This is a genomic window from Novosphingobium guangzhouense (genome assembly GCF_002896965.1).
Classification (GTDB): domain Bacteria; phylum Pseudomonadota; class Alphaproteobacteria; order Sphingomonadales; family Sphingomonadaceae; genus Novosphingobium; species Novosphingobium guangzhouense.
This window is the reverse complement of the sequence record NZ_LYMM01000037.1, coordinates 43,347-69,779: the sequence shown is the minus strand read 5'-3', so window position 1 is coordinate 69,779 and position 26,433 is coordinate 43,347. Positions and strand designations below refer to the sequence as shown.

Sequence of the window (26,433 nt, the reverse complement as noted above, 5' to 3'; positions counted from 1 at the left end):
CAGCGACCGGGGCGGCCGGCGTGGCGGTGGCGGCAGGGTTCGTCGCGGGCTTTGCCGGCGCTGGCTGGGTGCGCGCGGCGGGCCTTGCTTCAGGGGTCGACCGGACGACTGGCGGCGCGAGGGTAATGACCGGAACAGGTGGCGCGATGCCGATTCCGGGCGTCAATCCGGGCTGGGCAAGCGGGCCGGGGCCGCGACCGGACACGGCATCGCCGCCGCCACGAGGGCCGCCGCCAAGGGGCGCGCCGCCGAGCGGGCTGTCGCCACCCTTGCCGCTACCATTTCCGATGCCATCCCCGCCGCCGGGCCGCGTGCCTCCTGCTGGCCCGGTTGCGCCACCATGTTCGCCGCCCCCTCCGCCGATGTTGCCGCCTCCAGGCAGGCCCGGACGTGGCATGGACGTGCGCGGTTGCGACGGGACACGGGGAGCAGATCCTCCGGGAAAGCCGCCGCCCGGGAACTGTCCGCCCGGCATGCGTCCGCCGGGAAAGCCGCCACCGGGCATGCCGGAAGGCCCCGCAGATCCGCCCGCAGGCGGGCCTCCGGGGAACGCCTGTGCATGCGCCTGCTCGACAAGCAGCGAGGACAGCCCGCCCGAAGCGGATGACCTGACCGCCAGCGGCGAGCGGCTGTCGCTGGGTACGGCGACACCGCCGACCGGCAACTGGGTGTAGAATGCAAGGACGACATCGTCGGCGGGTCGGCCGATGCGCGTGGCCAGGGCATCGCGTGAAGATTCGGACACAAGCCAGCCTTGCCCGCTGACGTCGGGAGCGCCGACCATCATCTTGCGTTCGAGGCGTTCGGGCGGCGGGCCGCCGCTAAGCGCGTTCGCGACTTCGTCCATGTTCCAACGCTCGGTCGGGCGCGGAGGAAGGATGACGGTCAGAGCGAGTGTCACCGCCTGCGCTGCCAGCAGTGCACACACAAGGATCGCAACCATCTGCATCGCCAGCGGCATGCCGAGTCGGCGGGGAATCTCGGGGAAGGTCATGACCAGCGCTTTGCCACGCGGCACGCGCGATTTCGAGATGCCGGATTGTCGCAGAATTGTCGAAGAGGCGATCGCCGGACGATATGCGAAGCGGGGACAGGAGAGAGGGACACGTCCCTCCTGTCCCCGCTCCGCGTTCCCGCTGCCCACCGAAGCGGCTTGCGGGAACGGTCACCCCGGACCGGACCGGACCAGTGCCGTTCAAAACGGCAAGTCCGGCAGGAAACTTTGCGGCCTGAAGCGCGCGCTATGGGCAGCTTCTGGCGATGGCGCGGCAAGTACCACGCACTTGTGTCGTTTTGCAGACTCCGAACATGGTAAATATCCGGCGAGTGGAGAGGGTATTTCTCACCTGTACACCGGATAGTTCCGGGGCCATCGGCGAACGGGACGGGTGCGACTACAGAACCCGATCGATCGACGGCCCCGGCACCGCGGGACCCCTTGGCGGCGGGATCCCTGACGGTGGCCTCGAACACATCGGGGCCGTGATTCGCGGTAAAGGGCGCGGGGGGCGCACAAATGGCCGCGAACACGGCTGGCCGATGTGTATCGCGGCAAGCTCGACTGTCCATGGACCGATTTGTCGGGCCGGGAAGTTGCGGCAGGATTTCACCGCTTTGCAGTGACATTACAGGGCTGTCGCGGCGTGTAACGATGGCTGAAATCCGCGCGGAACACGCACTATCCATCAGCGCGGAATGATCCTAGAACCCCATGCAATGGACCTGCATACCCGTATTCTCATCGTGGACGATGACGAAGGCATCCGCTCGCTCATCGGAGACTTCCTGGCCAAGCACGGCTACGAGACGACCACCGCCGCTGATCCGGTGGAAATGCGCAAGCTGCTGGCGGGCGAACGCTTCGACCTCATCGTTCTCGACGTCATGATGCCGCGGGAAGACGGATTGACGGCGCTGCGCCAGATGGGCCCTGATGCGCCGCCCGTCATCATGCTGTCCGCCGTGGGCAGCGACGTGGACCGGATCGTCGGGCTGGAGATGGGCGCTGACGATTATCTGGCCAAGCCCTGCAATCCGCGCGAACTGCTTGCACGCATCCGTACGGTTTTGCGCCGTCGAGCTGGAACGGCGCCTGCGACTGCGCCCGTGGAAACCCTTGTTCAGCCGCGCGCGGTCGAAGTCGATTCCGGCGATTGCCTGCACTTTGCGGGTTGGCGGATGGACCTTGGCCTGCGGCTGCTGTTCGATCCGACCAATGCGCTGATTTCCCTTTCGGACGGCGAATTCCGCCTGCTGCGTGCGTTTGCTGAGCATCCGCGCCGGGTGCTGACCCGCGACCAGTTGCTTGACTGGTCGCGCGGGGAGGATTCGGATCATTACGACCGGGCGATCGATGTTCAGCTTTCCCGGCTGCGCCGCAAGCTGTCGGACGGCGCAGGCGGCAGCGATATCATTCGCACCGTGCGGAACGAAGGCTACCTGTTCGTTCCTGCGGTAACGGATGACCGCCCGGCGGGCTGATATTCGCAAACTGATCGCAATTCTCGTGCAATTCACCTGAAATCCCCGAGCAACGCCCGTCTCACAGTCCTGCCCCCTGAGGCCCCGCGATCCCGCCGGGCGCAAGGAGCACGGGAATGGGATTTGGGAAGCGGGGGCCCTCGGACGAAGAGCCCCACGGCCATGGGCTGGCCGAAGACCTTCAGGCGATAGGACGCGAAATGTTCGCCCGGCGCCGCGCGCTGGCCTTCATGGCAAGTGCGGGCACGGCGGCCGCGCTGGCCGCATGCGGGGGCGATGATTCCTCGGGATCTTCGGGATCGGATTCCGGCAGTTCCTCGTCGTCGTCCTCGACATCCACGTCGAGTTCCTCGTCGTCGTCTTCGACGTCGACCTCGTCATCCTCGACATCCGGCGGCAGTTCGGATGCAAGCTGCATCGCCGATCCCACCGAAACCAACGGCCCTTATCCCGCTGACGGCACCAACACGGCCAGCGGCTCCACTTCCAACGTGCTGACGCAAAGTGGCGTCGTGCGTTCGGATATCCGTTCCAGCTTCATCGGTTCGACCAATACGGCTGCCGGCGTCAAGCTGGAGATCGAGCTTCAACTGGTCGACGTGAGCAATGGCTGCGCGGCGATCGAGGGCGCCGCGATCTATGTGTGGCACTGCGACGCGTCGGGGCTCTACTCGCTCTATTCGAGCGGAGTTACGACCGAAAGCTACCTGCGCGGCGTTCAGGTGACCGACAGCGACGGCAAGGTCACGTTCACCACGATTTACCCTGCCTGTTATTCGGGGCGCTGGCCGCACATCCATTTCGAGGTGTTCACCGGCGGGCTGACTTCGGCCAGCACCGGACGCACAGCGACGCTGATTTCGCAGTTGGCGATGCCGGCGGCGAACAACACCGCCGTCTTCTCGGGCGACACCCGCTACACCGCCAGCATCGCCAATTACAACGCGATCTCGCTCTCTTCGGACAACGTGTTCGGAGACAACACTTCCGCGCAGATCGCCCAGCAGACGCCCACGCTGAGCGGCAGCGTCACGGCCGGATACACCGGCACGGCGGTCATCGGCATCGCCACCTGAGGTCCGCGCCCTCTCCCTTTCAAGATCATCCAGCATCCATTCTTTCGGGACATCCGCCATGCGTTCGTTGAAGAGTACCGCCAGCCTCGGAGCGCTTGCGCTCGCCCTCGTTTCCTCGCCCGCGCTTGCCGATACATCGGTGACCAAGGACACCACGACCGCTCTGTCGACATCCACTGCCGGCAATGTGACGGTGGGCGAAAACGGCACGATCACGCTGGCCAGTGGCAGCGCGATCACGGTGGACAGCGATTCCACGGTCACCATGGGCGGCACGCTGGAAATGGGCGCGGCCAGCAATACCTCGGGCATCACCGTCAATGCGGGCACCACATCCAGCATCGACATCGGTGAGGACGGCACGATCACCGTGCTTGAGGATTACGTTGTCGATGACGACGATTCGGACGGGATCGTCACCGACAACATCGCCTCTGCCAGCAACCGCTATGGCGTCCACGTGACGGGGGATGCCGCAGGCACGATCCTCAACGAAGGCGCCATCTCCGTCGAAGGGCAGAATTCGGGCGGCATCGTGCTCGATGGCGACTGGACCGGATCGATCACCAATACCGGCACGATCAGAGTGATCGGCGACAATGCGGTCGGCATCTCGACGCAAGGGGTCGATGGCGATGTGACCTTGGAGGGCACCGTTTCGGTCGTCGGATCGGGTTCGAGCGGGCTCAGCGTGGCGGGCGACGTCACCGGGACGGTCACCATCCAGGGATCGGTGACCAAAGGCTATTCCTATACCGATGACGATGGCTCCACCAAGGTGTTGTCCCGTGAGGCGCTGCGCACGGGCACCGCAGCGGTTTCGATCACCGGCAACGTCGATGGCGGGATCTACGTCGCCGCGCCGCCGGTCAACCGCGACGACGACAATGACGATGAGGATGGCGACGGCGTTGACGACAGCGACGAAGGCACCGGCTCGGTCAGCACCTATGGCAACGGTCCTGCAATTCAGGTCGGCGGCACCAGCGATATCACGGTTGGCTCGGTCACCGGCAACATGGGCACGTACTCGATCGTCATTGACGGTTCGGTATCGGCCAACGCCTATTACAGCAACACCGACGCTTATGGCCTGGTGATCGGCGGGCAGGGGGGCAATGTGACCCTGACCGACGGCATCGGCGTATCGGGCTCGCTTACCGCAACGTCCTATGACCAGTCCGCCACCGCGCTGCTCATCAACGAGGGCAGCACGGTCACCACGTTGTACAACAGCGGGACCATCTCCGCCTCGCTCACCTCGACCGGAGAGGGGACGACGACAGCGATCCGCGACTTGTCCGGCACGCTGACCACCATCGAGAACACCGGCTTCATCGCGGCGAACGGTTCGAGCACCGATACCCGTACCGCCATCGACCTGTCTGCCAACACCACCGGCGTCACCATCACGCAGTACCTCAACGACGACGACGCAGAAACGCGCGCGGAATACGAAGAGGACAATGACGAGGAGGACACCACGGTCTACGCCAAGATCACCGGCGATATCCTGCTGGGATCGGGCAACGATACCCTTTCGGCCTCAACCGGCCAGATCGTGGGCGACACCTATTTCGGCGCAGGCGACGATACGCTGACGCTGTCCGACGATGCCCTGTATTCCGGGGACATCTACTTCGGCAGCGGCGCGGCGACGGCGACCCTCTCGGGCGAATCGAGCTATTCGGGCACGATGGACTTCGCCGGGGAAGCAGGCACCGTCACCATCAATGACACGGCCACGTATTCCGGCCAGTTCACCAATGCGGACAATGTCGCCGTTACCGTCAATGGCGGCACGCTGATTCCGGATGAAGCCACGACGGTGAGCTTCGGCTCGCTGACGGTTGGATCGAGCGGCACGATCGGCGTTTACGTCGATGGTGACGAAAGCTCCACGATCGTCGTCAACAGCGCGACGCTGGCCGATGGGGCAAGCGTCTCGGCCACCGTGAACAGCCTTGCAACGGCTGAGGGCACTTACACGGTGCTCACTTCCGAAAACCTGACGATCGAGGGTGCGCTCAACTCGTCGGTGGACACGCCGTTCATCTACAACGGATCGGTGACCAGCGATGATGACAGCGTGTACCTGACGCTTGCGCGCAAGAGCACGGACGAACTGGGGCTGAACCGGTCGCAGGCTTCGGCGTGGGATGCGATCTATGCCACGGCGCAGAACGATGACAACATCACCGACAGTCTGCTTCAGGTAGAGGATTCCGCAACGTTGCGTGATCAGGTCAGTGGGCTGCTGCCTGATCACGCGGGCGGCGTGTTCAAGGCGGTGACGACCGCTGACCGGCTTGCTGCCCGTCACATCAGCGATGACACCAGCCTGTTCGACATCTCCGACATCGGTGGCTGGTTCGAGCCGATCTACTGGCGCGCGAGCAAGGATGCGACCGGCACGGCAGGGTACAAGGCCAATGGCTGGGGCCTTTCGGGCGGTGTCGAGCGGCATACCGATCTGGGCAATTTCGGCGTTTCCTATGCGTGGATGCAGGGCAACGTCAAAAACAACGGCGGCACCGGAAAGCTCGATATCGGGCAGCATGACCTTGGCGTGTTCTGGCGTACCCAGCAAGGTCCGCTGCTGGCCTGGGCGCGCATCGGCGCTTCGCGCGTGTCGATCGATTCCACGCGCACGTACACCGGCACGATCGACGACACGGACTTTTCCTACTCCGCGGACGGCAGCTGGAAGGGCTGGCTGTTCTCGGGTCTTGCCGGTGCCTCGTACCGCTTCGACATGTCGCGCCGCTTCAGCCTCAAGCCCAAGCTGGAACTGGAACAGATGTGGCTGAAGGAAGACGGCTACGACGAAACAGCCGATACCGACGCCATGGCGCTCACCGTTGCCAGCCGTACCAGCAAGATGCTTACCGCCACCCCGACGGTGACGGCATCCTATTCGCTGGGCACGATCTCGCCCGACTGGCGCCCGCTGACCTTCCAGCTGGAGGCCGGCCGTCGTGAAGTGCTGACGGGCAAACTTGGCAGCACGACCGCCTATTTCAACGGCGGTGACGATTACGATGCCGGCGATGCATTCACGATCGCGGCCGATGGCCTCAAGGGCGCATGGATCGGTGAAGTCAGCATGCTTGCGGGTGGTTACGACTTTACCTGGAAGATTTCGGCACGAACGGAACGGACCAGTACCGGAACTGACTTCTCGGCACGCGCCGGGTTGAGCGTCGCATTCTAAGGGGTGCAATGGCCCCGCCGGATTCTCGGGCGGGGCCCTGGATGATGGACTTGTGTTCCGATTTGCCCTGTCGTTTCGAGGAAATGACAGGGCGCACTGGCCCGATCAGATGCGGGCAATCGGGCTGATTCGAAGGCTTGTCCTCCGGCCCGTCGGATTTGACGCGCAAAGCGAAGGTTTCGCTTCGGATTCTGTGACAGAAAGGTCACGGACCACGGTATATTTACATAGACTGTACTGAGGTCATATCCGTCCACACAACAGTCGATTCCGCCGCAAAGGCAGGGCAATGGCCAGCATTTGGCGCAAGGGGATCGCAAACGCGATCGAAAAGCTCGTAAATTGACGCTGTTGGTTTTGCAGTTGGCAATAGTGCCCGCTTGACCTGTATGCGGATACAGTCGATTGCAGAGTGCGACCATCTCAAATTAAACACTTTTTTGCGATCTGAGGGGCCGAGATGGTAGGGCGCACCCCAGGTTGCGACAACAAAAGGAGGTCACATGAAGCTCAAGCAGACCATGCTGGCACTCGGAGCCGCCGCAGTGCTGGCTGCTCCGGTCGCGGCACAGGCCGGTACCACGGCCGCAGCCTCGGCTGGCAAGATCAGCAACCTCAACGGTGTCGGCGAGCGTCGCTCGACCGCCGTGAAGGCGAAGAACAAGGCCGACGGCGCTGTTGTCGTTCTTGGCATTCTTGCCGCTGGTGCAGCCGGTTTCGGTGTCTACAAGGCGGTTGACGACGACGACAAGTCGAACGGCTCGTGAGTCGTTAACCCGATTAATATCAAGTGACGGCGGCCGCGGCAGGAACCTACTGCCGCGGCCGTCTGTTTCCCGGCTGCTAACCTTTGCGGCGTGCCGTAACCGGCAAAGCAACGGGCAAAAACTGTTTCGGATTTCTCAGTGTTTCAATTCGTGAAATGTTTAATGAATCGCCATTCTCCGGCCAAAGGCAAGGATCACTGGAATGGCAGCATGTACGTGCGGGTTTGCGATTGCTGTAAGAGCCCGATCGTGCGCAAGGGATATTCAGGCCGCTGGGTGGGCAAGGTGTAACGCCTAGCCCGCGCGGACGTCGTCGAGTTTGCGCTCCCATGCCAGAGCGTGTTCGATGATGGTGGTAAGATCGTCGAACTTGGGAGTCCACGGAAGGGTGGACTTGATCCGGGCGTTATCAGACACCAGCGCGTCAGGGTCACCAGCGCGGCGGTCCGCGAAACGCCGGTCGATCTTGCGATTGGTCACGCGATCGACCGCATCAAGGACGTCCAGTACCGAGAATCCCCGACCATATCCGCAGTTCATGGCAAGGGAGCGTGCCGGATCTGCGATCAGAGCCTCCAGCGCAAGCACGTGCGCGTCGGCAAGATCCGAAACGTGGATGTAATCGCGCACCCCCGTGCCATCGGGGGTATCGAAATCGGTTCCGAACACGGCAACGTGGTCACGCTTGCCCAGGGCTGCTTCGACCGCGACCTTGATCAGATGGGTTGCGCCAGCCGTGGACTGGCCACTGCGCGCTTGCGGATCTGCACCCGCGACGTTGAAGTAGCGCAGCGCGCAATAGTTCATGGGATGTGCGCGGCTTACATCGGCCAGCATCGCCTCTGTCATCAGCTTTGACATGCCATACGGATTGATGGGCGATTGAGGGGTGTCCTCGGTGACGGGGGATGTCTCCGGGATGCCGTAAGTCGCTGCGGTGGAGCTGAAGATGAAGTGGGGAACGCCGCCGCGAACCGCCGTTTCGATAAGGGTGCGGCTTTTGGCGGTGTTGTTGTGATAGTACTTGAGGGGATCGGACACGGATTCCGGTACGACAACCGAACCGGCGAAATGCATGATCCCTTTTATTTCATGGTCCGCGATGATTTTCGCAACCAGTTCACGATCTTCAATGTCCCCCTGGTAGAAGGGAACATCGTCCGGGATGGCAAACTGAAAGCCGGTTACGAGATTGTCCAGCACTACGACGGGCCATCCCGCATCCTTCAGCGCGAGTACCGCATGGCCCCCGATATAACCGGCGCCGCCGGTGACCAGGACGGTGTGCTTTACGGTCATGCTTTCAATCTCCCTGGCGCGATGCGCCATATTCCGGTCGAAGATTTAGGCTTCCATTCGGGGGCGACGGCAAGGGAATAATTCCCTTGCCGTGCAGGGGGGCGCACTAACGCGCGTTACCGCGTTGCAGCCAGTGAGAAGGCGTTCAGGAGAGGTGCTGTCTTGAGCAGATCCTGCCAGAAACCACGGGTCGTCGAATAGCCGACCATGACAACGTCCCCGTCGAGGATCATGGGATCGGGGTCGATGCCGGTGCGAATGCGCTTCAGGTCGAAGCGTGCGACCATGGACTTTTGGTCGATCGTGCGAAACACCACTACTTCGGTCAGCTTTGCCGACGCAGTGGGGCTTTCCGCACGGGCTATTGCCGAAAGCAGCGTAGAGCGGCCGTCAATTTCATAAACGCCAGGCTTCTCGACTTCGCCTTCAACCGAAACGAAGCTTGGGGTGGCCTGCTTTACCGATACTGCGACTTGGGGGTTGCGCAGATAGGATTGGGCCAGCTTGCCGGTGATTTCACTGCCGATTTCCTGTGCATCGCGCCCTGCGGCCTTGACCGTGCCGATCAGGGGGACCTGAATAAGTCCGGCATCATCGACGCGCAATTCGTCCTGAGACACTTCCGGCTCGCCGAACACCCTCAGCGTCAACACGTCCTTTGCACGTATGGCGTAAGTCGTGGGAGCGGGAACGATGGCGGGTATAGTATCGTAAGCGGCTGCACCGGTCGGAAGGTCCGGATTGTAAGTAGTAGTGCTGCATCCGCACAAGATTGACGTTGGCAGTAGTACTGCAAGCAGCACGGAGGGGCGAGATTTGGGCACTATCGGATGTCTCCATCGCGAGGTTCGGTCAGGGCATAGCCGTAGTGCGGGCGGTTCCGCAGCGCAAGCGTTGTGCGCCGGGGCGGCCCGTTGCGCACCGCAAACAACTTGCCGATTGCCCACCCCCCGGCAAATTCGGTTCTGCCCATGCGACGAATGGTCTGCACGCAGGGTGTTCCGGGTGCGATAGGAGCGCTGCGTCAGTGTATGGTCGAGTGTTCGCAGGGGCTGTGACATGCAGGCCGTTGAACCGGCATGTCTTTGGCAAGAAATGATATTAGGTATTGAACTGCGCTGGTTCATGCACTTGAGCTTTGTCCTGAACTCGTCGCCTTGATATTGCCTCGGATCGGCGCAAAGGTGTGCGATGCAGCATAAAGCCATTGACGTGGTCTGCCGCAATGCGGAATAGACCAAATCGTTAACGTCAGGCGTTAGGCGATGCTGCCATTGATCTGTAATGATCGCTTATTGGTACAGGTCGCCTGATTTGAGCCTGTTCGGCTTCCGAGTGAGTGTTTGCCAATGAAGATTGCTGTATTCGGTCTGGGTTATGTTGGGCTTTCGAACGCGGTTCTATTGGCGCAGCACAACGAGGTTGTTGCTGTCGATATATCGCAACGCCGGGTCGATCTGCTTAATTCGGGAATATCGCCGATTGTCGATGCGGAACTTGAGCAATTTCTTTCCGAGAAAGTGCTGAATATCACCGCAACATTGGATGCCGAGGCTGCTCTTGAGGGCGCTGACTACGTGATTGTTGCTACCCCCACGAATTACGATGTGGGGTCCAACAAATTTGATACTTCGTCCGTTGAATCGGTGCTGAAGGTTGCAATCGCGGTCAATCCCACTGCGACCATAATCGTCAAATCGACCGTTCCTGTCGGGTTTGTCGAAGAAATGCGCGGGAAACTGGATAGTCAGCAGATCGTATTCAGCCCTGAATTTCTCAGAGAGGGTCGGGCCCTCTATGACAACTTATATCCGTCGCGAATCATCATTGGGGAACGCTCAAAGCGCGCGGAAGTTTTCGCGGGTCTTCTGCTGCAAGGCGCTGAAAAGAAGGATGCGCCGGTCCTCTATACGGATTCGAATGAGGCAGAGGCTATCAAGCTTTTCGCAAATACCTATCTTGCAATGCGCGTGGCTTTCTTCAACGAACTTGATAGCTATGCAATAGCGCGTGGAATGGATACACGCCAGATCATCGACGGTGTTGGTTTGGACCCGCGCATAGGCGATCATTACAATAACCCGAGCTTCGGTTACGGCGGCTATTGTCTTCCGAAAGACACGAAACAGCTTCTCGCGAATTATTCAGACGTTCCGCAGAACCTTATCAGAGCGATCGTTGAGGCAAACCAGACCAGGAAGGACTTTCTGGCCGACCGCATCATCGCCGCGAAACCGAAAAGGGTCGGTGTGTTCAGGCTCGTCATGAAGGCGGGGTCTGACAATTTCCGAAGCTCTTCCATCCAGGGGATCATGAAGCGCATCAAGGCCAAGGGTATCGAAGTGATCGTCTACGAACCCGAGATGGAAGACGCTGAATTCTTTGGTTCGCAGATCGTTCGCGACCTGAGCGATTTCAAGGATCGGTCGGATCTTATTATTGCGAACCGCATATCGGATGCGATCGAAGACGTTCGGGACAAGGTGTTCACCCGGGACCTGTTCGGATCCGACTAGGATGTTTGTGTGATGGCTTCAGGCGCGGGCGCGGCGGATTTTGTCTGCGCAGCTTAGATGCCCTCATCGTCAGGAAGAGGGATGCCGTGACTTGGAGCGGACGCAATAATAGCCGATTATGATGCCGGGAATAGCTAGGCGAGCCAGTCCGAACTTTTGCGTTACCAGGATATCGCACGACAACCGGGCATGTGTTGGAGGTCTGATTTAAATGGTGATGGTTGCTGGTTCGACGACTGAAGATCCATCGGTTGTCGGCGATGGTTCGCGCATTGTCATATGCGGCGTAACGTATGCACCGAACCTTGGTGACGGCGTCATTGCCGAGTGCATGGCCCATGCGCTGAAGGTAATTTCGCCTTCGTCGTCGATCATGCATGTCGATCTGGCAGCCCGTGAAGGGTATGGTCAGGTTTCCGTAAAGGGAAAGCGCGGCCTTCTCTTCGTCATGCGCGCTGCTCCGAGCTTCGTCAGAAGGCTGGTTGTAGACGCCGGGTTATCGGTATTTCTGGCTCGCAAGGCACTTCCCAAATGGCGCGCGCTGTTCCGGAGCGGTGATATCGTCATCATCGGCGGCGGCCATCTCCTGAGCGACTATAACCTGAACTTCCCCAAGAAGATCGAACTGGTGACCCGACTTGCACACGAGGTTGGCGCAAGGATGGGCTTTCACGCTGTTGGGGTATCGGCGAACTGGTCGCGCCGCGGGACAAAGCTTTTTGCCGCAGCGTTGGCGCGTTGTTCCTTTGTCGCCACTCGTGATGCCAAATCTCTTGAGAGGCTGGAGCAGTCTCTTCCGGGCATAGACATCCCAAAGTCGACGGCACTGGACCCCGGTTATCTGGCAAAAAGTTGCTACAGCAGCGTCGAGGCCAGCACATCGGGCGTCGGTCTGAACGTATCGGATCCTGACGAACTTGCCCAATATGCGGGCAATGCGTCGATCAGGGACAAGTACGATGCGCTTTGGATTGCGCTCGTCAAGGCATACGCAGACGCTGGATACAAGGTGAACCTTTTCACCAACGGCGCCGAGGAAGACGAAAGTTATCTGGCGCACCTTGCCGATCTCGCATCGAAAGAGGGCGTGTCCGGATTTTCCGTCATAACGCGATCGATCACACCGTCGGACCTGGTGGCTGTCATCAAGGGGCTCGACCTTCTTGTCGGGCATCGCCTTCACGCCCAGATCGTGGCTTTCGCGCATGATGTTCCGTCTGTCGCGTTGGGCTGGGACGACAAACTGGAAAGCCAGATGGCCCTGATGGGCCGGGGCGAGTTTGTGGTGCCTTTCGGAAAGCCCGATGCCGACACGGTCCTGGAATATGGCAGAAAGGCGCTTGCTGGCCAGGTCGACGGCAGCAAGTCTCGCGCCCTGGCATCACAGGCTCAGGATGATCTGTTAACTTCGGTAAGATCGATCATTTCTTCGTCGCCCATCGCAGCACGGGTTTGAGATAAGATGACTGATATCCTTGTCGTAGGGAAATATTACGCTCCATTCTCTGGCGGCGTCGAAGAAAACACCCGTGTCGTTGCCGAGGGACTGGCGGGGCGGGGGCATGATGTTGCAGTGATCTGCAACAACCACGCCAAGGGTTCTTCGGACGAGATGATGGACGGCGTCAGGGTCGTCAGAACATCGACGCTGGCGGTTCTCAAGTCGCAGCCGATCGGCATATCGACGTTTTTCAAGACGCTGCGTTTTCCTGCAAAGGTCGTGCATTTCCATTCGCCAAACCCCTGGCTGGCAGTGGCGCTTTGGCTGAGATTCAAGGTGCGGAAGAACCCCGGTTCGCTTGTCGTCACGCATCACATGGATATCTACGGGCGTCCGATCCTTCGCTTCTTCGCAAGGAAGGTCTTCAACGCGCTGTTAAAAGACACGTCTCTTCTGATTGCTACGTCGTTGCGGAATATCACCTCGTCCGACGACATAAGCGTGAAGTGCAACAGCATCGCGATCCCGCTCGGGCTGGATCTGGACAAGTACACGCTTTCGGATGAGAAGCGCGCCGAAGCCAGGGCTTGGGGGCGGGAACTGAGCGGAGGGCGGCCGATTGTTGCCTTCATGGGGCGCCATGCGCGCTACAAGGGGCTGGACGTTCTTATCGACGCGATCGCCAGCGATCCGCAGTTGTATTGTATAATCGGTGGTGACGGCCCTTGTAACGAAGCGACGCGGCGTCAGGTCGCCGATCTGGGTATTGCGGATCGCGTCAAGTTCCTGGGCTTCATCTCGCATGACGAAAAGCTGAGATTGCTTGCCGCAGCGGACGTTTTCGCGTTCCCTTCCACAGAGAAGACCGAAGCCTATGGAATTTCGCAAGTCGAAGCCATGGCATTGAAGGTGCCGGTCGTGGCCACGAACCTGCCCACGGGTGTCGTCGACGTTGCTCGGCACGACGATACGGCAATCGTCGTTGAGCCGGGCAATTCGGTGGCTTTTGCAGAGGCGATCGCCAAGGTCATCGCGGATGAGGAATACCGGACCAAGATAGTCGGCAATGCTTACGACAACGTCGTGAACAACCTCTCGAACGATATTCTGATCGAGAAGAACGTCAAATGCATCGAAGGGGTGCTGTGATATCCGGCACCTTTACGAAGGCTTGAGTGGTTGGGGTCGACGGGATGAAGGTGGTGCGGTCTAGGCGGCACAGAGCATTCGCGGCACGGGCGCAGGGCGCAGCAGCATGCGATTCAGGATGCGGCGCTTGAAGGACTGCTGTTCGAGCACTTCATTGTTCCGTTCCCAAAGCGTACCGTTCAACGACGGAGCATTCGATAAAGCAAGTTCGGCGCCCCAGCGGGCGGCGACTTCGGGCGGGATGCCATCGGCGATACCCATCGTTGTGCTCAGCGCGCCGGGTATCCAGTCCGAGATGACGATGCCGGGGAAGCGCTCTTCCAGATCTGCCACGAGGGCGCGTGTAAAGATCCGGCCCGCGCCTTTCGATACGGCGTAGGAGCTACTGGCCGCGATCGGTGCTAGGTCGGCGAAGCTGGTGACGTTGACGATGCGCCCCGCGCCCTGTTGCACCATGTCTTCCAGCGCAATCCGGCAGCATGCGGCCATCCCGCCGAGATTGACCGAGATGGCATGCATGAAGCTTTCCGGCGTCTCGTCCAGGAAGTCGCGGCGGGGATAGATTGCGGCATTGTTGATTAGAATAGCCAATGGGCCGATGCGGCGGATGGCGTTGAAGGTGCCGCGCAGCGCGTCATAATCCGATACGTCGCAGACGAAGGGATGGAATGCGTTTTCGGTGGCGGATAGCATTGCGGTAGTGGCAAGATCTGTCGCGCTTCGCCCAATTCCGGCGACAGTGCATCCGCGCATGACGAGTTCCAGCGCAAGCGCGCGCCCCAGGCCCTTGCCGGCACCGGTGACGATCGCCAGGTTCACTGCGCCGAAAGGATCGCGTCGCCCACCCTTAGCGCATTGGCGGCTATGGTGAGGCTGGGATTGACCCCCATCGAGGTCGGCATGAACGAGGCGTCGGCAACCCACAGATTACGCATGCCGTGGACCCGGCATCGGGCATCGACGACGGATTTTGCGGGATCGCTACCCATGCGAAGGCTTCCACAAGGATGGCCGAAGTTCAGTTCCGGCTGATAGGTCAGGAACAGTTTGCGGTGCTGCTTCAGCGAGGAACGGATCAGCCTGCGGAACCGCTTGCGACGCTGATGCAGTTCTGCACTGAAGCTGTAGTCGATCAGTATGCCGCCTGGGCGGTCGGGGTCGATCGTAACGCGGTTTTCGGCATAGGGCATGTCTTCCAGCAGGCCGACGAAGACTTTTGCCTGCCCCAGAACCTGCGCCGCCACTTTGGCCGGGATGCGGGCCAAGTGGCCTGCACCCGGAAGACGGCGCAAAGGGCTGCAGTCGATCTTGGAGCGCAGATAACCCAGGATCTCGCCTTCGCCTGCATCCAGCCCCATGGCCTGCACCATGCCGAAGCGCTGGCCTTCGACGTGATAAAGATCGCGAAAGCCGATGGACTTGGCCGTTTCGGCATAGCCTTCTCCGCGTCGGGGCCAGAGCGCGAACATTTCGTTCAGGTGGAACATCAGGTATCGCCCGACCTGCCCGCGTGCGTTGCCGCAGCCGTCGGCCCATTCCGAAGAGCGCGATGCAAGAAGGATGCGGGGCGATGACAGTGCGCCTGCGGCCAGTACGACGTGGCGGGCCGTGAATTCAAGCGTTGCACCGTCGCGGCGGGCGACGATGCGGGTGACGTCAGCGCCTTCTCCGCGCAGTTCGATGACTTCGCAGCATTCGGCAACGGCCGCACGTCCGGTGGCGAGTGCAGGTTCGATGCCCGCCGAACGCCCATCCAGCTTGCAGGGACGGGGGCATTTGCGGCCGAGGCACGAACCGCAGCCTTCGATCCCGCGCATGGCGCTGTGCAACTGGTAGGGATGGAGCCCCGCGCGCCGCATGCCTTCCATAAGCCGGGCATCGCCTTCGCAGACAGCGGCGGCGTGATTGAGGTTGGGGGTGGGGTGTCGGGTCAGGGGGTCGGACTGGCCGCGCACTTCGAACAGGGCCTGCGCCTGGTCGAAGTAGGGGAGCATTCGCGTAAAGCTTATGGGCCACCCGGCGGTCGGGTGGGGGCGTTCGGCGCTGTCATCGAGGTCATGCGGCTCGGGCCGTTCCAGTGTCGCCGCATAGAAAACGGAGGAGCCGCCCACGGTAGCGCCGATGGCGGCATGAAAACGGCGTTCCTGTCCTTCGATGCGGGCACGGACCGGGTCGGGCCATGATCCCCGCATCAGCCGTGCGATGGGATCGACGATTTCATCGCCGGCCATCTGGTTTTGCTCGGCCCGGTGGCCGGAACGCCCCTTTTCGATGAACAGGACGCTTAGGCCCTGCTCGGCAAGGCGGCGCCCGATGGTGCCGCCGCCGATGCCGGTGCCGATCACGATGACGTCCCAGCACCTCTCGAGGATTTCTCCCATTACACTGTCGGTCATGGACCGGCGACCGCTATTGCGGTGTTTCCCGACAGGAATGGGATGAACAGGTCACGCAGCTGAACGGCGCCCGCGTAGGACATGTGGTTGTTGTCGAAGTAGAGTGAAACTCCGTTCTGTATTCCGCTGCAACGTTCCCGGCAAAGTCTGGGCCACGGGTCGATCAGATTGACTTGTCGATGCGTGACAAGATCATCGATCGGCACTTCGGCCAGTCGGTTGCGGTTGAGCAGGACCGGCATTTCGACGCTGGCGAGCGCGCTGGCCTGAAGGGCTGTCAGCCGTCCATAGGCCATGTCCCTTGCCAGAACGATGCTGTCGTATTGGGGCAGTTCGGGAACCTGACGAAGCAGATAGACGTCATGTCCGGTACGACTGAGTTCCGCGACGGTGCGCTTCAGGGCAATGCCGAAGAGTTCGGCCTGCCCGACATTGTGCGGAAGTCCCGAGCCGCGCTCCGGGGCCAGGGTGATGACGTTGCGGGCGTCGCGACCCACTCCCCTGCCGTCAGCATAATAGGCCCAGCGGCCAACCAGCAGCAGGCGGCGAATGCCGGGATAGTGCCGCAGGGCTGAGCGGATGCGGCGGTTGTCCTCACTGCATGCCCTGTCCTGATCGGGGGTGGCGGCATTTTCCCGCTTGACCAGTCCGAACAGGGGCGGACAGCCGGCGTGCCAGACGATCAGACCCGGCCGCCCCACATCGCGCGCGGCGATGGCGAGCCCGTCCATCTGCGCGCGCAAATGGCTGTCGCCCCAGATCAGGAATTCGGCAGGGCCGTCCGGCCCGATGGAGCAAGTCTCGATTCCCGCAAGAGGACCGCCGGCTGCACGGTGGCAGCGGCTCATGTCCTGCAGGAACCCGCCCGAGGCGGTGATGTACACCTGTGTGCCGCTTGAGAATCGGTCTGGTAGACCATTGGTCACGAAGGCCGCCGTGCCGAGCGAAAGGACGGTGCAGGCGGCAAAGGCCGTGCTGCTCAACAGCACGGGGCGGGTAACGCGCAGGCTGCGGCGGAAGGGCTGCTCGATGAAGCGCCAGCTCAACACCGCTGTGACCACGGCAAGCACCAGCCAGCCCGCGGTCTCCATCGGGGAAGCATAGGCGCCGCGCCAGTAGCGTGAAAGGATCAGCAGTGGCCAGTGCCAGAGGTACAGCGAATAGGAGATCAGTCCGAAGAAGGTCAGGACCGGGTGTGACAGCACGATGCCCGGGTTGCCTCTCGCGTTCGTTGCGCCAGCCAGCAGCGCGGCGCTGCCTGCAACGGGGAACAGCGCTTGCCAGCCGGGGAAGCCCGCGCTCTTGATCAGGAGAAGCGATGCGCCCAGCAGCAGGAAGCCCGCGCTTGCCAACGTGGCCTGCAGCCATGGAGCGGGGGAGGCATGGCGCAACCAGATCGCCAGAAGCACGCCTGAAAGCATTTCCCAAGCGCGATAAGGGAACAGATAGAAGGTCATCACCGGATATCCGGCGGTGAGGGCTACACAAGCCAGCAGCGACGCGGCCCAAATCGCAATCAGGCAGGTCAGGATCACCCGTGGGCCCGTGCGCGCCAATAGCAGCAGGGTGAGCAGGAGTGGCAGGACGATGTAGAATTGCTCTTCCACAGAGAGCGACCAGGTGTGCAGCAGCACTCGGTTCTCTGCGCCGAAGTCGAAATAGCCTGCCTCGCGGTAGAACAGGATGTTGGACATCCACAGGCTCGACGCGATCAGTTCCTTGCCGAAGTTCCTGAATTCGAAAGGAAGCAGCACGAAGAAGCCGACCAGAGTGCTGACTGTCGCCATTGCGAAGAACGCGGGCGCCAGCCGGCGGATGCGGCGTAAGTAGAACTGGCCCAGATCGATCCGGCCTGTGTCCAGCATCTCTGACCAGAGCATTCCGCCGATCAGGAAGCCCGAGATCACAAAGAACACGTCGACGCCTATGAAGCCCGCCTTAAATCCCGGTACGGCAAAGTGATAGAGCACCACCGCAAGCACCGCGAAGGCACGTAGTCCATCTATCTCCTTGCGGTACGACCCATGTGGGCTGGTCGGTTCGCTGCGCATCAGATGCAGTGCCCGGTGCCCTCGGGGGCGAAGCGGGCACAATCCCAGCGCACGGTTTCGGTCGTGTCCGAGGCCTGACGGCGCTCGTAGATGAAGGCGATCGTATCGACTGCGCTTCCGGGCATCGGCAGGGCGCGCGGGGTGCGCAGGGCGTCGGTCCAGCCGATGAAACGGCATCCGGTTATTCCGGCGCAGCGTTCCCTGGCCATCGCGCGGAAGCTGGCAGGCGTGCCGGATGCCGGAAGGGTGACGAGGAACACGTTGGGTGGGGGCGGGGCAAGGGCGCTGCCGATCCCCGTTTGCGCGCCGCGCGGTGATGACGCGGGAAGGGAAGCCTGGGGTGTCAGGGCTGATGGGAGCAGCTGCGTTGGCAGCACCTGCTTTTCTCCTGCGCCGGTGCGATGTGCGTCGGAGATGCGTGCCAGCATGGGAATGTCCGGCTCATTGCCGCTATGGCGCATTTCGAAAGTCTGCGGGCCGCGCCAGCGATAGAACAGGTGCGTGTGCACGGCGGCGATCTTGTCCATCGTGCGATCCCAGGCCGGGCTGACCCAGTCGGTATGATAGTGCGTGGCAAGGCCTACTGCGGGCTCCACCTCCCCCAACAGCATTTCCGCGGCGACCCGGCGCGCTGCCTGCCACGCATGAGCAGAAGGCGTGCGGCGCAGCAGGGAGCCGTCGCATGTGAAAGTGAACTGGCAACCGGTGCGGCGCTCCGAGCCCTGGAAGACCACTTCGCAAACGCTTGTCGGAAAGGCGCGGTGGCGCACCCGGTTGAGCACCACTTGCGCGACCGCCCGTTGATCGGCGACCCCTGTGCCTGCTTCGTAGTACCCCGCTGCGGCAAGGCAATCCGTGGCCCGTGCAAGATGCTCGGCCGTAGCGCGAAGGTGGAAAGGCCGGGCGGCGGTGAGGGTGCCCCTTGCCAGAGGTACGGAGGCGTTGAAGGCGCGGGCGAGCTGCGCTTGTCCGTCCGGCGGAATTTGCGCTACCTGATGCAGCCCGTCCGGGGTGGCGCGCGGCATAGCGGGCGGGATCAGGCGCGGCAGCGGGCTGGCGACGGGGTGTCGGGCAGGGATCACAGCCAGGGTCGCGGTAGCCGCCAGCGCGCCAGCCCGGAGCGCTGCCTTGACGCTGCGGGTGACGGCCTGTTCAGGCTGTCGTCCCGACTGCTTGCGATCCCGGATCTTGTTCCAGTAACCGGTGTTCAGGGCGGCCAATGCCGGCAAGACGCGTCTCCTGCAGTGAAGCTGCGTCATCTCATGGAGCGGGGCCCGGCGGCATCCGCGCGATCACGCTCCAAGGGCGACCAGCCCCAATTCCCTACGGAAAACACGCAATGCCGTGGTGTGCCGCAGAGCGCATAATGCCCATATGTTGGACATCACCGAACCGGCCGGCGTGCCGCTCGCCTTCAAGCGCCATTGCGGACCGGAGCAGGCGGGCTTGCGGGCCAGGGCGCGCGCGCGCGAGCCACGGCGGGCGATAGCTTATCTCAGCAACGTCTACCCCAAGATCAGCCACAGCTTCATTCAGACCGAGATCGCTGCGCTGGAACGGCAGGGATTTGACGTTCACCGCTTTACCGTTCGCCGCGCCGGCGAAGTTCCCGCCGATGGGGCGGGGCGCGCCGAAGCTGGCCGGACTACCGCGCTGCTGGAAGACCGGCGTGCGCTTGCATCGGCCACGCTTGCATGTCTGGTCAGGCGGCCCATTGTGGCCTTGCGCGCGATGGCGCTGGCATGGCGGGGGGCTGGAGATGGCGTCCGCGCGCTTGCCTACTTCGCGGAAGCGGCGCTACTTGCACGACGGCTGGAGGCCGTCGGCGTGTCGCATCTCCATGCGCATTTCGGAACCAATCCGGCGACAGTTGCGCGGTTGGTGGCGCGAATGGCGCCGGTCACTTACAGCTTTACCGCGCACGGCCCCGATGAATTCGATGATCCACGCGGGCTGGACCTGCCGGGCAAGATCGCCGAGGCCGCCTTCGTGGTGGCGGTGTCCAGCTTCGGCCGCGGGCAACTCATGCGCTGGGCGCGACCTGATGACTGGCCGCGCATCCATGTCGTTCCCTGCGCACCGGAGCCAGCCTTTTTTGGGGGCAACCGTGATGAAGCCGGGCAGCAGAGGGAGGATGCGCGCCTGGTCTGCGTAGCGCGGCTCAGTGCCCAGAAGGGCTTGCCGTTGCTGCTGGAAGCCCTTGCCCGGATAGCGGTGCGGCGCGAAGTCAGGCTGGACCTGATCGGAGGTGGAGAGGACGAGGCGCTCATCGCCGCGCAGATCGAGCGTCTGAAGTTGGCGGACATCATCACGCTTCATGGCTGGGCCAGCCCTGAAACGATCCGCGACACGCTGCGCTCTGCACGCGCGCTGGTGGTACCCAGTTTCGCCGAAGGGCTTCCGGTGGTGCTCATGGAGGGTATGGCACTGCGCTGCCCGGTAATTGCAACCGCGATCGCCGGCATTCCCGAACTGGTCGATGACCAGGTTGGCTGGCTTGTGCGCTCTGGCTCGGTCGATGATCTGGAGGCTGCGATTAACGCTGCACTGGATGCCGTGCCAGAGGATCTGGAGCGGATGGGCGCGCGTGGCTGCGCCCGCGTCCGTGAACGGCATGACCCCGAAATCTGCGCGCGCCGGATGGCTGATCTTTTGCAGTCGATCCCGGCTTAACGGCCAAATCAGACGCTTGCCGATGGTATCAGCCGCATGATTGGCGGCACTTCGCGCCGCCACAAGGCGGCGCGGCGCTGCCGGAAAGACAGCCCTTCGATCATCCCCAGCGCTTCATCGCGGCTGATGCCGCTGCGTTCGCACAGGAAGGGATGGCGCGGCGGATTCGCGAAATAGCTGTAGAATATCGCTGCACGGTCTCGGCCGGTTGGCGGTTTACCGCGATGGAAGAAGCGCGCCGTGTCGCAGAATACGACCGTCCCTTTCCGGCCGGTGCAGCTGGTAAGGTCGTTGGCATAGTCCGCACCCAGGCGCTGCTTCAGCATTGCGTCGTAGCCGAATTCATAGTGATACCCGTCAATGTCGTTGCGTACCGGGTCCTTGCGGGCGATGCATTCGAACGGGCCGCCCTCATCGTCGACGTCATGAAGATAGACCGCCACCTTCAGCATCCGGCGGTCTTCCCGGTCGCGGTGCCACTTTCGGGTCGCGATCTCCAGCCCATCCGCAACGGTGTAGTTGATCGCCGCGCCATCATAGGCGGCGGGCAGACCGAGGTAGCTTTCCACGATGTCAAGCAGACGTTCGTGCAGCCCCAGCCGGAATATCTGCGGATGACGCACGATCTCTGCCGGCGGGACGATGATGAACTGCTGCCCGCCCTTTGCCAGTGTCCGGGCTTGCGGGGCAAAGTCGCTCGACAATCGCCATGCCGACTCGACGACGTCATGGGCTCCCGGAATGCGCAGGTCATCAAGGTTGGTGATGCACACGCCCTTGCTGTTCAGCGTCTCGACGATATGATTGCCGAGCGGGTCGAGGTCGGGCAGGTCCGGCGCATGGCGTTGCAGGGCGGCTTCGTGGCGCTTGCCCAGCCACAGGCGCAGACGGCGTTCATTGAGCAGGGCAAGCGCGGCCCTGGAAGGGAGATCGCGCAGCCATCTGGCCCGCCCTTTCGAGATCAGGGTCGTCATAGCATCCTCCGGTCAGGGTGGATCAGGCAGGCTGGTAGCCGCTCTGGTAATAACCGTAGTCGATTCTGCGCGCGGTTTGGGAGATCGACCGGTTTAGCACCGTGCCGATGATCGGGGTCGGGCTTACGGTATGCGCGATATCCTGCAGCGCGGCCTTCGCGGTGCGCCCTTCTTCGGCCACCACGAGGATGCCGTCGACGTTGCGCGCGATCAGGGCGAGATCGTCGCTGAGAATCGCTGGCGGGGTGTCGATGAGGCAGATGGTGCCGCTCTGTGTCGCCTGAAGATTGTGCAGCGCAAGGGGCAGCGCGTCGCCGGCCAACAGGACTTCGGCGTCGAGACGGGGCCGGCGTACCCGGTGGACCGTTAGATCAAGCCCTTCGATGCATGCCCGCGTGGCACTCCACGGGCATTCCCCTGCAAGATAGTCCTCCACCCCGGCGTAGTCGCCCGGCAGGCCCAGCCGCTCGCCCAGCGCGGGGCGCCGCAGGTCCAGTTCGACGAGGACCGTGGGATGTATCCGTGCCATCGCCATCGCCAGGTTCGCGGTCACGTGCGTCTTGCCGTTGCCGGGATCAGCCGAAGTCACGGCGAACACGCGCGTGCCGGTAGCGCGGGCATGATCGAGCAGCGCGGCGCGGATCATCGTGAAGGGCCGCAGTTCGTTACTGGGCGGTGCCAGCCCGACGATGTTGTTGTCTGCAAGACGCCGGGCTTCGGGGGTGAAGCTGATACCGGCGACGGCTTGGGCTTCTACGGCCCCTTGCGGATTGAATTGTACTTCAGCGTTCATGGCGCTGCTCCCGGTCAGATTGGCGAGTAGGCCGGCGCACGGCCCGGCAGTCGGCGGATGAGCCGGTCGAGGAGTGTCGGCGCGCGGCGGGTGGCGATGGCTCCGAACAGCGGGGCCGGTACGGCGCGGCGCAGGCTCTGGGTGCCGTGGATGGTGCCGGTCAGCAGTTCGCGGGCAATCACGATGACAAGCCCGAAGACGAACCCGGCGGCGATGCCCATCAGGACGATGATCCAGCCCTTCTGCCCCATCGGATGCAATGGCAGATTGGGCGGATCGACCACGGTGAACCGCTCGCCCTTGTCCTCGGTCTGGAGGTTGGCGGCGACTTGCGCGTCGAGCTGCTTTTCCCGCAGCGAGTCATACTGCCGCTTGATGTTGTCGTATTCGCGCTCGATCGTATTCAATTCGTAGGCAGACTGCGGTGCCTGCGCGACCCTGCGGTCGAGTTCCGACATCGTGTGGACCAGTTCGGCGCGCCGCGCGGCAAGGGTGGCGATGCGTTCACGTCCCGCACTGATTTCCGTTTCGATCAGCGTTGCGCCGCGGGCAGGTTCCTGGCGGATCATCGCGCGTTGCCGCGCCACTTCGGCTCGTGCCGCGATGACGTCGGGAAATGTCTCGGAATGGGTGGAGAGCAGCGTGGCAAGGCGCTCCTCCGCTCGATGCAGAGCCTCGATGCCGGGCGGCGTGCGCTCCAGTTCCTGCTGGCGCGCGGCGAGCAGAGCGGACTGCTGCACCAGCCCTTGCGTCTCGGCATCCGTGCGCGAAATCTCGGCGCGCATTGCAGAGCTGGATTGTGAACTGAGCGCCACATCGGTCGGCAGGGCGCCGGCATAGCGTGCTTCCACGCTGCGGCGCTTTTCTGCCAGATCGCGCAACTGGCGGCGCAGTTCGTCGGAACGCTTGGCGAGGAAGGCGGCGGTTCCGGTTGCCTGTTCGGTGCGGAAGCGCTTGTCTTCGACGAGGAACATCTTCGTCAACTGCTCGGTCACGGCCTGCGCGGTGCGGGCGTTGCGGTAATCGAATGAGAGATTGAACGCGATGGTGCCTCCCCGGCCCTGGGCCTGGTTGGCGGCGACCAGATTGACCCCGATCTTCGTGCGCATGATTTCCAGCAGCTTGGGATAGTCTATCGCGGCGCGTTCGCGCGGATAGAGCCCGTTAGCCTCTATCAGCCGGGTAAGGCTGTCGCGGCTTACGATCTGCTGTCGGATCTTGGCGATGCGCTCGTCTGCCACTTCTGTGAGCGGTGAGGAGATCAGGCTGGGCGGGATCTGCGGGGAATCTATCAGCAGGGTCGCGCTGGAACGGTAAACCGGTTCGCGCATCACGACCGCCACGATGGCGCCGGCTGCGCCCAGCAGGGTCGGGGCGATCAGCCAGCGCCAGCGACGGCGCAGCATTGCCAGAATCTCCACCGGATAGATGCCCAGCGCATCGTCATCGCTGGTGATCGGCGTGGGCTGGGTTGCGGATGGTGCGGATGCTTGTGGCGTGCTGTTCATCGGCTGGGTATCCGGATGGTGACGCCTGCCCGGATGGTCCATGAGCTTTGCGTCTGGCTGGACATGCCGGTGCGGCGGTCATAGTCCGCACCGACGTGAAGGCGGAACCGGCTGTCAAGCCGGTGTTCGTAAGTCGTGGACAGCCGCGTAATCTTCGCGTCAGATCCGAATATGGGGCTTGGGACCGACCGATATTCGCCGCTGGCGCGCAGCATGCCGCGTTCGCCTGTCTGGAAATCGAAGGTCGCGGTCAGGACCTTTTCGCGCTGGATACCGCCAAAGCTGGTGACTGACGGGCTTATCCGGCCTGACAGGCACATGCGCAACCGGCGCGGATCGTAGCAGAGCGACATCGTAGCCGTCAGCTGTGCCGGTCCGTTGTCGTTCGGTCTGGCGGGCTCGCGCCGCTCGATCCTGGAAAGTCCGGCCTCGACCTGCGTAGACAGGTTCCGGGCGAGGCGCGTTCCCATCTTGAGCATGACGATCCCGGAGTCCGCTTCAGACCGGTTGGCAGATTTGCTGAACGTGGCCATTCCCGACAGGCCAACCCAGCTTGACGGGGAAATTCTGCGTTCCACGCTCAATCCGAAGCTGGTCGCGTCGGTTCGGATCAGCAGCATCGATCCACGCGGTGCCAGTCGGCTCCAGGCGGCCTCTCCCGTTATTGTTAGGTACGGATCAGGGCGCCATCGTATGTCCTGCTTAAGCTCGATACGGTCCTGCAGACTGATCGGATCGATCGCAGCATCGATCGTGCTGTTGCTGCCTTCCAGTGGCAGCTGCCGCTCGAAGGAGGCTTCTGTACGCAGGGCGATGCGTTCGCTTCCGCGATAGTCCAGCGCTCCCCTGGCATGGCCGGTAACGAACGAACCATAGCGGCGGCTGTAGCGGCGATAGGCCAGCTTGCCGTCGAGATCGATTGTGGTTCTGGCGTCTACCGGCAGCGCCGCCTCGCCCCGCGCCGAAACTTCCGCAGCAGAAGTCATGGCGCGGTCGTCGGTGGTAAGGAACGGGTTGCGTCCGGACAGCACCGTCATGTCGAACTCGATACGGGGCGGCTGTTCCTGCGCGGCTGGACTGGCCGGGACGAGTGCCAGCGTTGTTGGGACGGTGGCGAGAAGGAACAGGGGCCCACGATGCGCCGCCGTCACGGGACCAGCAGGACGTCGCCGCTCTGGAGCGTCGGCAACGGCGTGCCCAGCGCGCCGGGATTGAGCGAACGTGCGCCTTTCAGCAGATTGCTCAGCTTGATGCGTTCTACGATCTGCCCGCCGCGGGTCTGACGCAGGATCACCGCATTGCCTGTGTCGGCGAACTCGGCGGTGCCGCCGGCCATGCTCAGCGCTTGAAGAATGTTTGGGGCCGATCCGCTGGTGAAGCTGCCCGGAGTGCGCACTTTGCCCAGAACGTAGAAGCGCGTGCCGTCCGTTTCGCGCACGGTTACGGTCACGTCCGGTGGCGCGCTGGTATAGTTGAGCGCAATGCGGCCGCGGATTTCGTCGGCGATATCCGTGATGTTGCGGCCATCGGCGCGGATCGTGCCGGCCAGGGGAAATGCGAAAGTGCCGTCCGGCTGGACCAGCACCTGGCGCTGCATGCGCTCTTCGCCCCAGACGAAGACGTCAAGCTGATCGCCCGCCCGCACGGTGTAGCGCGTGGCCGCGGCGGCATCGGGCATCGTGGCTACCGATTGCGCACCGGATACGACCGGCGCCGTTGCCGGAGCGGCAAGATTGCCGGCCCGGCTTTGCGCGGCAGCGGGTTGGGCCGGGAAGCCTGTGGTGATCAACAGGATGGCCGCCGTGACGGCCTGGGTTGACCGGCGCGCTGGACGCGACCGGCTCGTATCGTTCGGATGAAGCATGTCTACCCCCTCGGCCGACATCGAATGGCGGTCTGTCGAAAAGGCTAACCCCATGTGACGCTTGCCGAAAACTCCTGCATTGGAGCCCCGCCTTATCCGTGGGGAGAAAGCCGCATCGGTTCATCGCGCACTACCTGCAGGAATTTCCCTGGACAGAAGAAGGGGGGGAGAAAGGCCGGGCGATTTTTCGGATGGGTATTCCTTGCCCTCAGTTGGCCGGGAAGACCGGGG

At 62.5% G+C, this 26,433-nt stretch carries 20 protein-coding genes and 1 pseudogene; 8 read left to right on the top strand and 13 right to left on the bottom strand.

Going from position 1 to position 26,433, the window contains the following annotated elements:
* A pseudogene (locus A8V01_RS29565) lies at positions 1 to 994 on the bottom strand (ATP-binding protein); the annotation flags it as partial.
* Between the two features lie 722 nt (positions 995 to 1,716).
* On the opposite strand from A8V01_RS29565, the gene A8V01_RS13675 reads away from it, so the two are divergent.
* Complete coding sequence (locus tag A8V01_RS13675; protein WP_103096393.1) at positions 1,717 to 2,481, top strand: response regulator; 765 nt, start codon at positions 1,717 to 1,719, stop codon at positions 2,479 to 2,481.
* A 181-nt stretch (positions 2,482 to 2,662) separates the two neighbouring features.
* Here the strand turns inward: A8V01_RS13675 and A8V01_RS29245 are convergent, their stop codons facing one another.
* On the bottom strand, positions 2,663 to 2,899 hold the full coding sequence (locus A8V01_RS29245; RefSeq protein ID WP_245892533.1) for a hypothetical protein: 237 nt from the start codon (positions 2,897 to 2,899) through the stop codon (positions 2,663 to 2,665).
* 94 nt (positions 2,900 to 2,993) lie between these two features.
* On the opposite strand from A8V01_RS29245, the gene A8V01_RS29240 reads away from it, so the two are divergent.
* The 3 genes from A8V01_RS29240 (at position 2,994) to A8V01_RS13660 (ending at position 7,538) form a co-directional block, all read left to right on the top strand.
* Positions 2,994 to 3,557, top strand: a complete 564-nt coding sequence (locus A8V01_RS29240; RefSeq protein ID WP_245892532.1) for a dioxygenase family protein — start codon at positions 2,994 to 2,996, stop codon at positions 3,555 to 3,557.
* 58 nt (positions 3,558 to 3,615) lie between these two features.
* The gene (locus A8V01_RS13665) at positions 3,616 to 6,771 is read left to right on the top strand and encodes an autotransporter outer membrane beta-barrel domain-containing protein (RefSeq protein ID WP_103096391.1); all 3,156 of its coding nucleotides are present in this window, start codon (positions 3,616 to 3,618) and stop codon (positions 6,769 to 6,771) included.
* A 503-nt stretch (positions 6,772 to 7,274) separates the two neighbouring features.
* Complete coding sequence (locus A8V01_RS13660) at positions 7,275 to 7,538, top strand: hypothetical protein (protein WP_103096390.1); 264 nt, start codon at positions 7,275 to 7,277, stop codon at positions 7,536 to 7,538.
* 294 nt (positions 7,539 to 7,832) lie between these two features.
* On the opposite strand, the gene galE is transcribed toward A8V01_RS13660, so the two are convergent.
* The gene (galE, locus tag A8V01_RS13655; RefSeq protein ID WP_103096389.1) at positions 7,833 to 8,837 is read right to left on the bottom strand and encodes a UDP-glucose 4-epimerase GalE; all 1,005 of its coding nucleotides are present in this window, start codon (positions 8,835 to 8,837) and stop codon (positions 7,833 to 7,835) included.
* Between the two features lie 116 nt (positions 8,838 to 8,953).
* Entirely contained in the window at positions 8,954 to 9,898 is a 945-nt protein-coding gene (locus tag A8V01_RS29560) for a polysaccharide biosynthesis/export family protein (RefSeq protein WP_281256502.1), read from the bottom strand.
* Between the two features lie 288 nt (positions 9,899 to 10,186).
* On the opposite strand from A8V01_RS29560, the gene A8V01_RS13645 reads away from it, so the two are divergent.
* From A8V01_RS13645 to A8V01_RS13635, 3 genes are all read left to right on the top strand, one after another.
* Positions 10,187 to 11,353 (top strand): nucleotide sugar dehydrogenase, encoded by a 1,167-nt coding sequence (locus tag A8V01_RS13645; protein ID WP_103096387.1) that lies wholly within the window; start codon positions 10,187 to 10,189, stop codon positions 11,351 to 11,353.
* A gap of 211 nt (positions 11,354 to 11,564) precedes the next feature.
* A complete protein-coding gene (locus tag A8V01_RS13640; protein ID WP_103096386.1) occupies positions 11,565 to 12,809 on the top strand; it encodes a polysaccharide pyruvyl transferase family protein in 1,245 nt (414 codons plus the stop codon).
* A 6-nt stretch (positions 12,810 to 12,815) separates the two neighbouring features.
* Positions 12,816 to 13,943 (top strand): glycosyltransferase, encoded by a 1,128-nt coding sequence (locus A8V01_RS13635; protein ID WP_103096385.1) that lies wholly within the window; start codon positions 12,816 to 12,818, stop codon positions 13,941 to 13,943.
* 60 nt (positions 13,944 to 14,003) lie between these two features.
* Here the strand turns inward: A8V01_RS13635 and A8V01_RS13630 are convergent, their stop codons facing one another.
* The 4 genes from A8V01_RS13630 to A8V01_RS13615 are packed head-to-tail and all read right to left on the bottom strand — an operon-like array spanning position 14,004 to position 19,619.
* Positions 14,004 to 14,762 carry an SDR family oxidoreductase gene (locus A8V01_RS13630; protein ID WP_103096384.1) on the bottom strand — a complete coding sequence of 253 codons (759 nt, stop codon included), beginning with the start codon at positions 14,760 to 14,762 and terminating at the stop codon, positions 14,004 to 14,006.
* The gene (locus tag A8V01_RS13625; protein ID WP_245892530.1) at positions 14,759 to 16,339 is read right to left on the bottom strand and encodes a GMC oxidoreductase; all 1,581 of its coding nucleotides are present in this window, start codon (positions 16,337 to 16,339) and stop codon (positions 14,759 to 14,761) included. Before A8V01_RS13625 ends, A8V01_RS13630 begins: the two co-directional genes overlap by 4 nt.
* Complete coding sequence (locus A8V01_RS13620; RefSeq protein WP_103096383.1) at positions 16,336 to 18,390, bottom strand: acyltransferase family protein; 2,055 nt, start codon at positions 18,388 to 18,390, stop codon at positions 16,336 to 16,338. The genes A8V01_RS13625 and A8V01_RS13620 overlap by 4 nt, the downstream gene beginning before the upstream one ends.
* A complete protein-coding gene (locus A8V01_RS13615; protein WP_245892529.1) occupies positions 18,390 to 19,619 on the bottom strand; it encodes a cell wall hydrolase in 1,230 nt (409 codons plus the stop codon). The genes A8V01_RS13620 and A8V01_RS13615 overlap by 1 nt, the downstream gene beginning before the upstream one ends.
* 145 nt (positions 19,620 to 19,764) lie before the next feature.
* Between A8V01_RS13615 and A8V01_RS13610 the strand changes: the two genes are divergently transcribed.
* A complete protein-coding gene (locus A8V01_RS13610) occupies positions 19,765 to 21,063 on the top strand; it encodes a glycosyltransferase family 4 protein (protein ID WP_170065928.1) in 1,299 nt (432 codons plus the stop codon).
* Positions 21,064 to 21,071: 8 nt separating this feature from the next.
* On the opposite strand, the gene A8V01_RS13605 is transcribed toward A8V01_RS13610, so the two are convergent.
* The 5 genes from A8V01_RS13605 to A8V01_RS13585 are packed head-to-tail and all read right to left on the bottom strand — an operon-like array spanning position 21,072 to position 26,202.
* A complete protein-coding gene (locus A8V01_RS13605; RefSeq protein WP_103096381.1) occupies positions 21,072 to 22,037 on the bottom strand; it encodes a phytanoyl-CoA dioxygenase family protein in 966 nt (321 codons plus the stop codon).
* Positions 22,038 to 22,059: 22 nt separating this feature from the next.
* Positions 22,060 to 22,830, bottom strand: a complete 771-nt coding sequence (locus tag A8V01_RS13600; protein ID WP_103096380.1) for a CpsD/CapB family tyrosine-protein kinase — start codon at positions 22,828 to 22,830, stop codon at positions 22,060 to 22,062.
* 14 nt (positions 22,831 to 22,844) lie between these two features.
* The gene (locus A8V01_RS13595; RefSeq protein WP_103096379.1) at positions 22,845 to 24,338 is read right to left on the bottom strand and encodes a GumC family protein; all 1,494 of its coding nucleotides are present in this window, start codon (positions 24,336 to 24,338) and stop codon (positions 22,845 to 22,847) included.
* The gene (locus tag A8V01_RS13590) at positions 24,335 to 25,489 is read right to left on the bottom strand and encodes a hypothetical protein (protein WP_245892528.1); all 1,155 of its coding nucleotides are present in this window, start codon (positions 25,487 to 25,489) and stop codon (positions 24,335 to 24,337) included. Before A8V01_RS13590 ends, A8V01_RS13595 begins: the two co-directional genes overlap by 4 nt.
* Positions 25,486 to 26,202, bottom strand: coding sequence for a polysaccharide biosynthesis/export family protein (locus A8V01_RS13585; protein WP_245892527.1), 717 nt, complete (start codon positions 26,200 to 26,202; stop codon positions 25,486 to 25,488). The genes A8V01_RS13590 and A8V01_RS13585 overlap by 4 nt, the downstream gene beginning before the upstream one ends.
* Positions 26,203 to 26,433 lie beyond the last annotated feature (231 nt).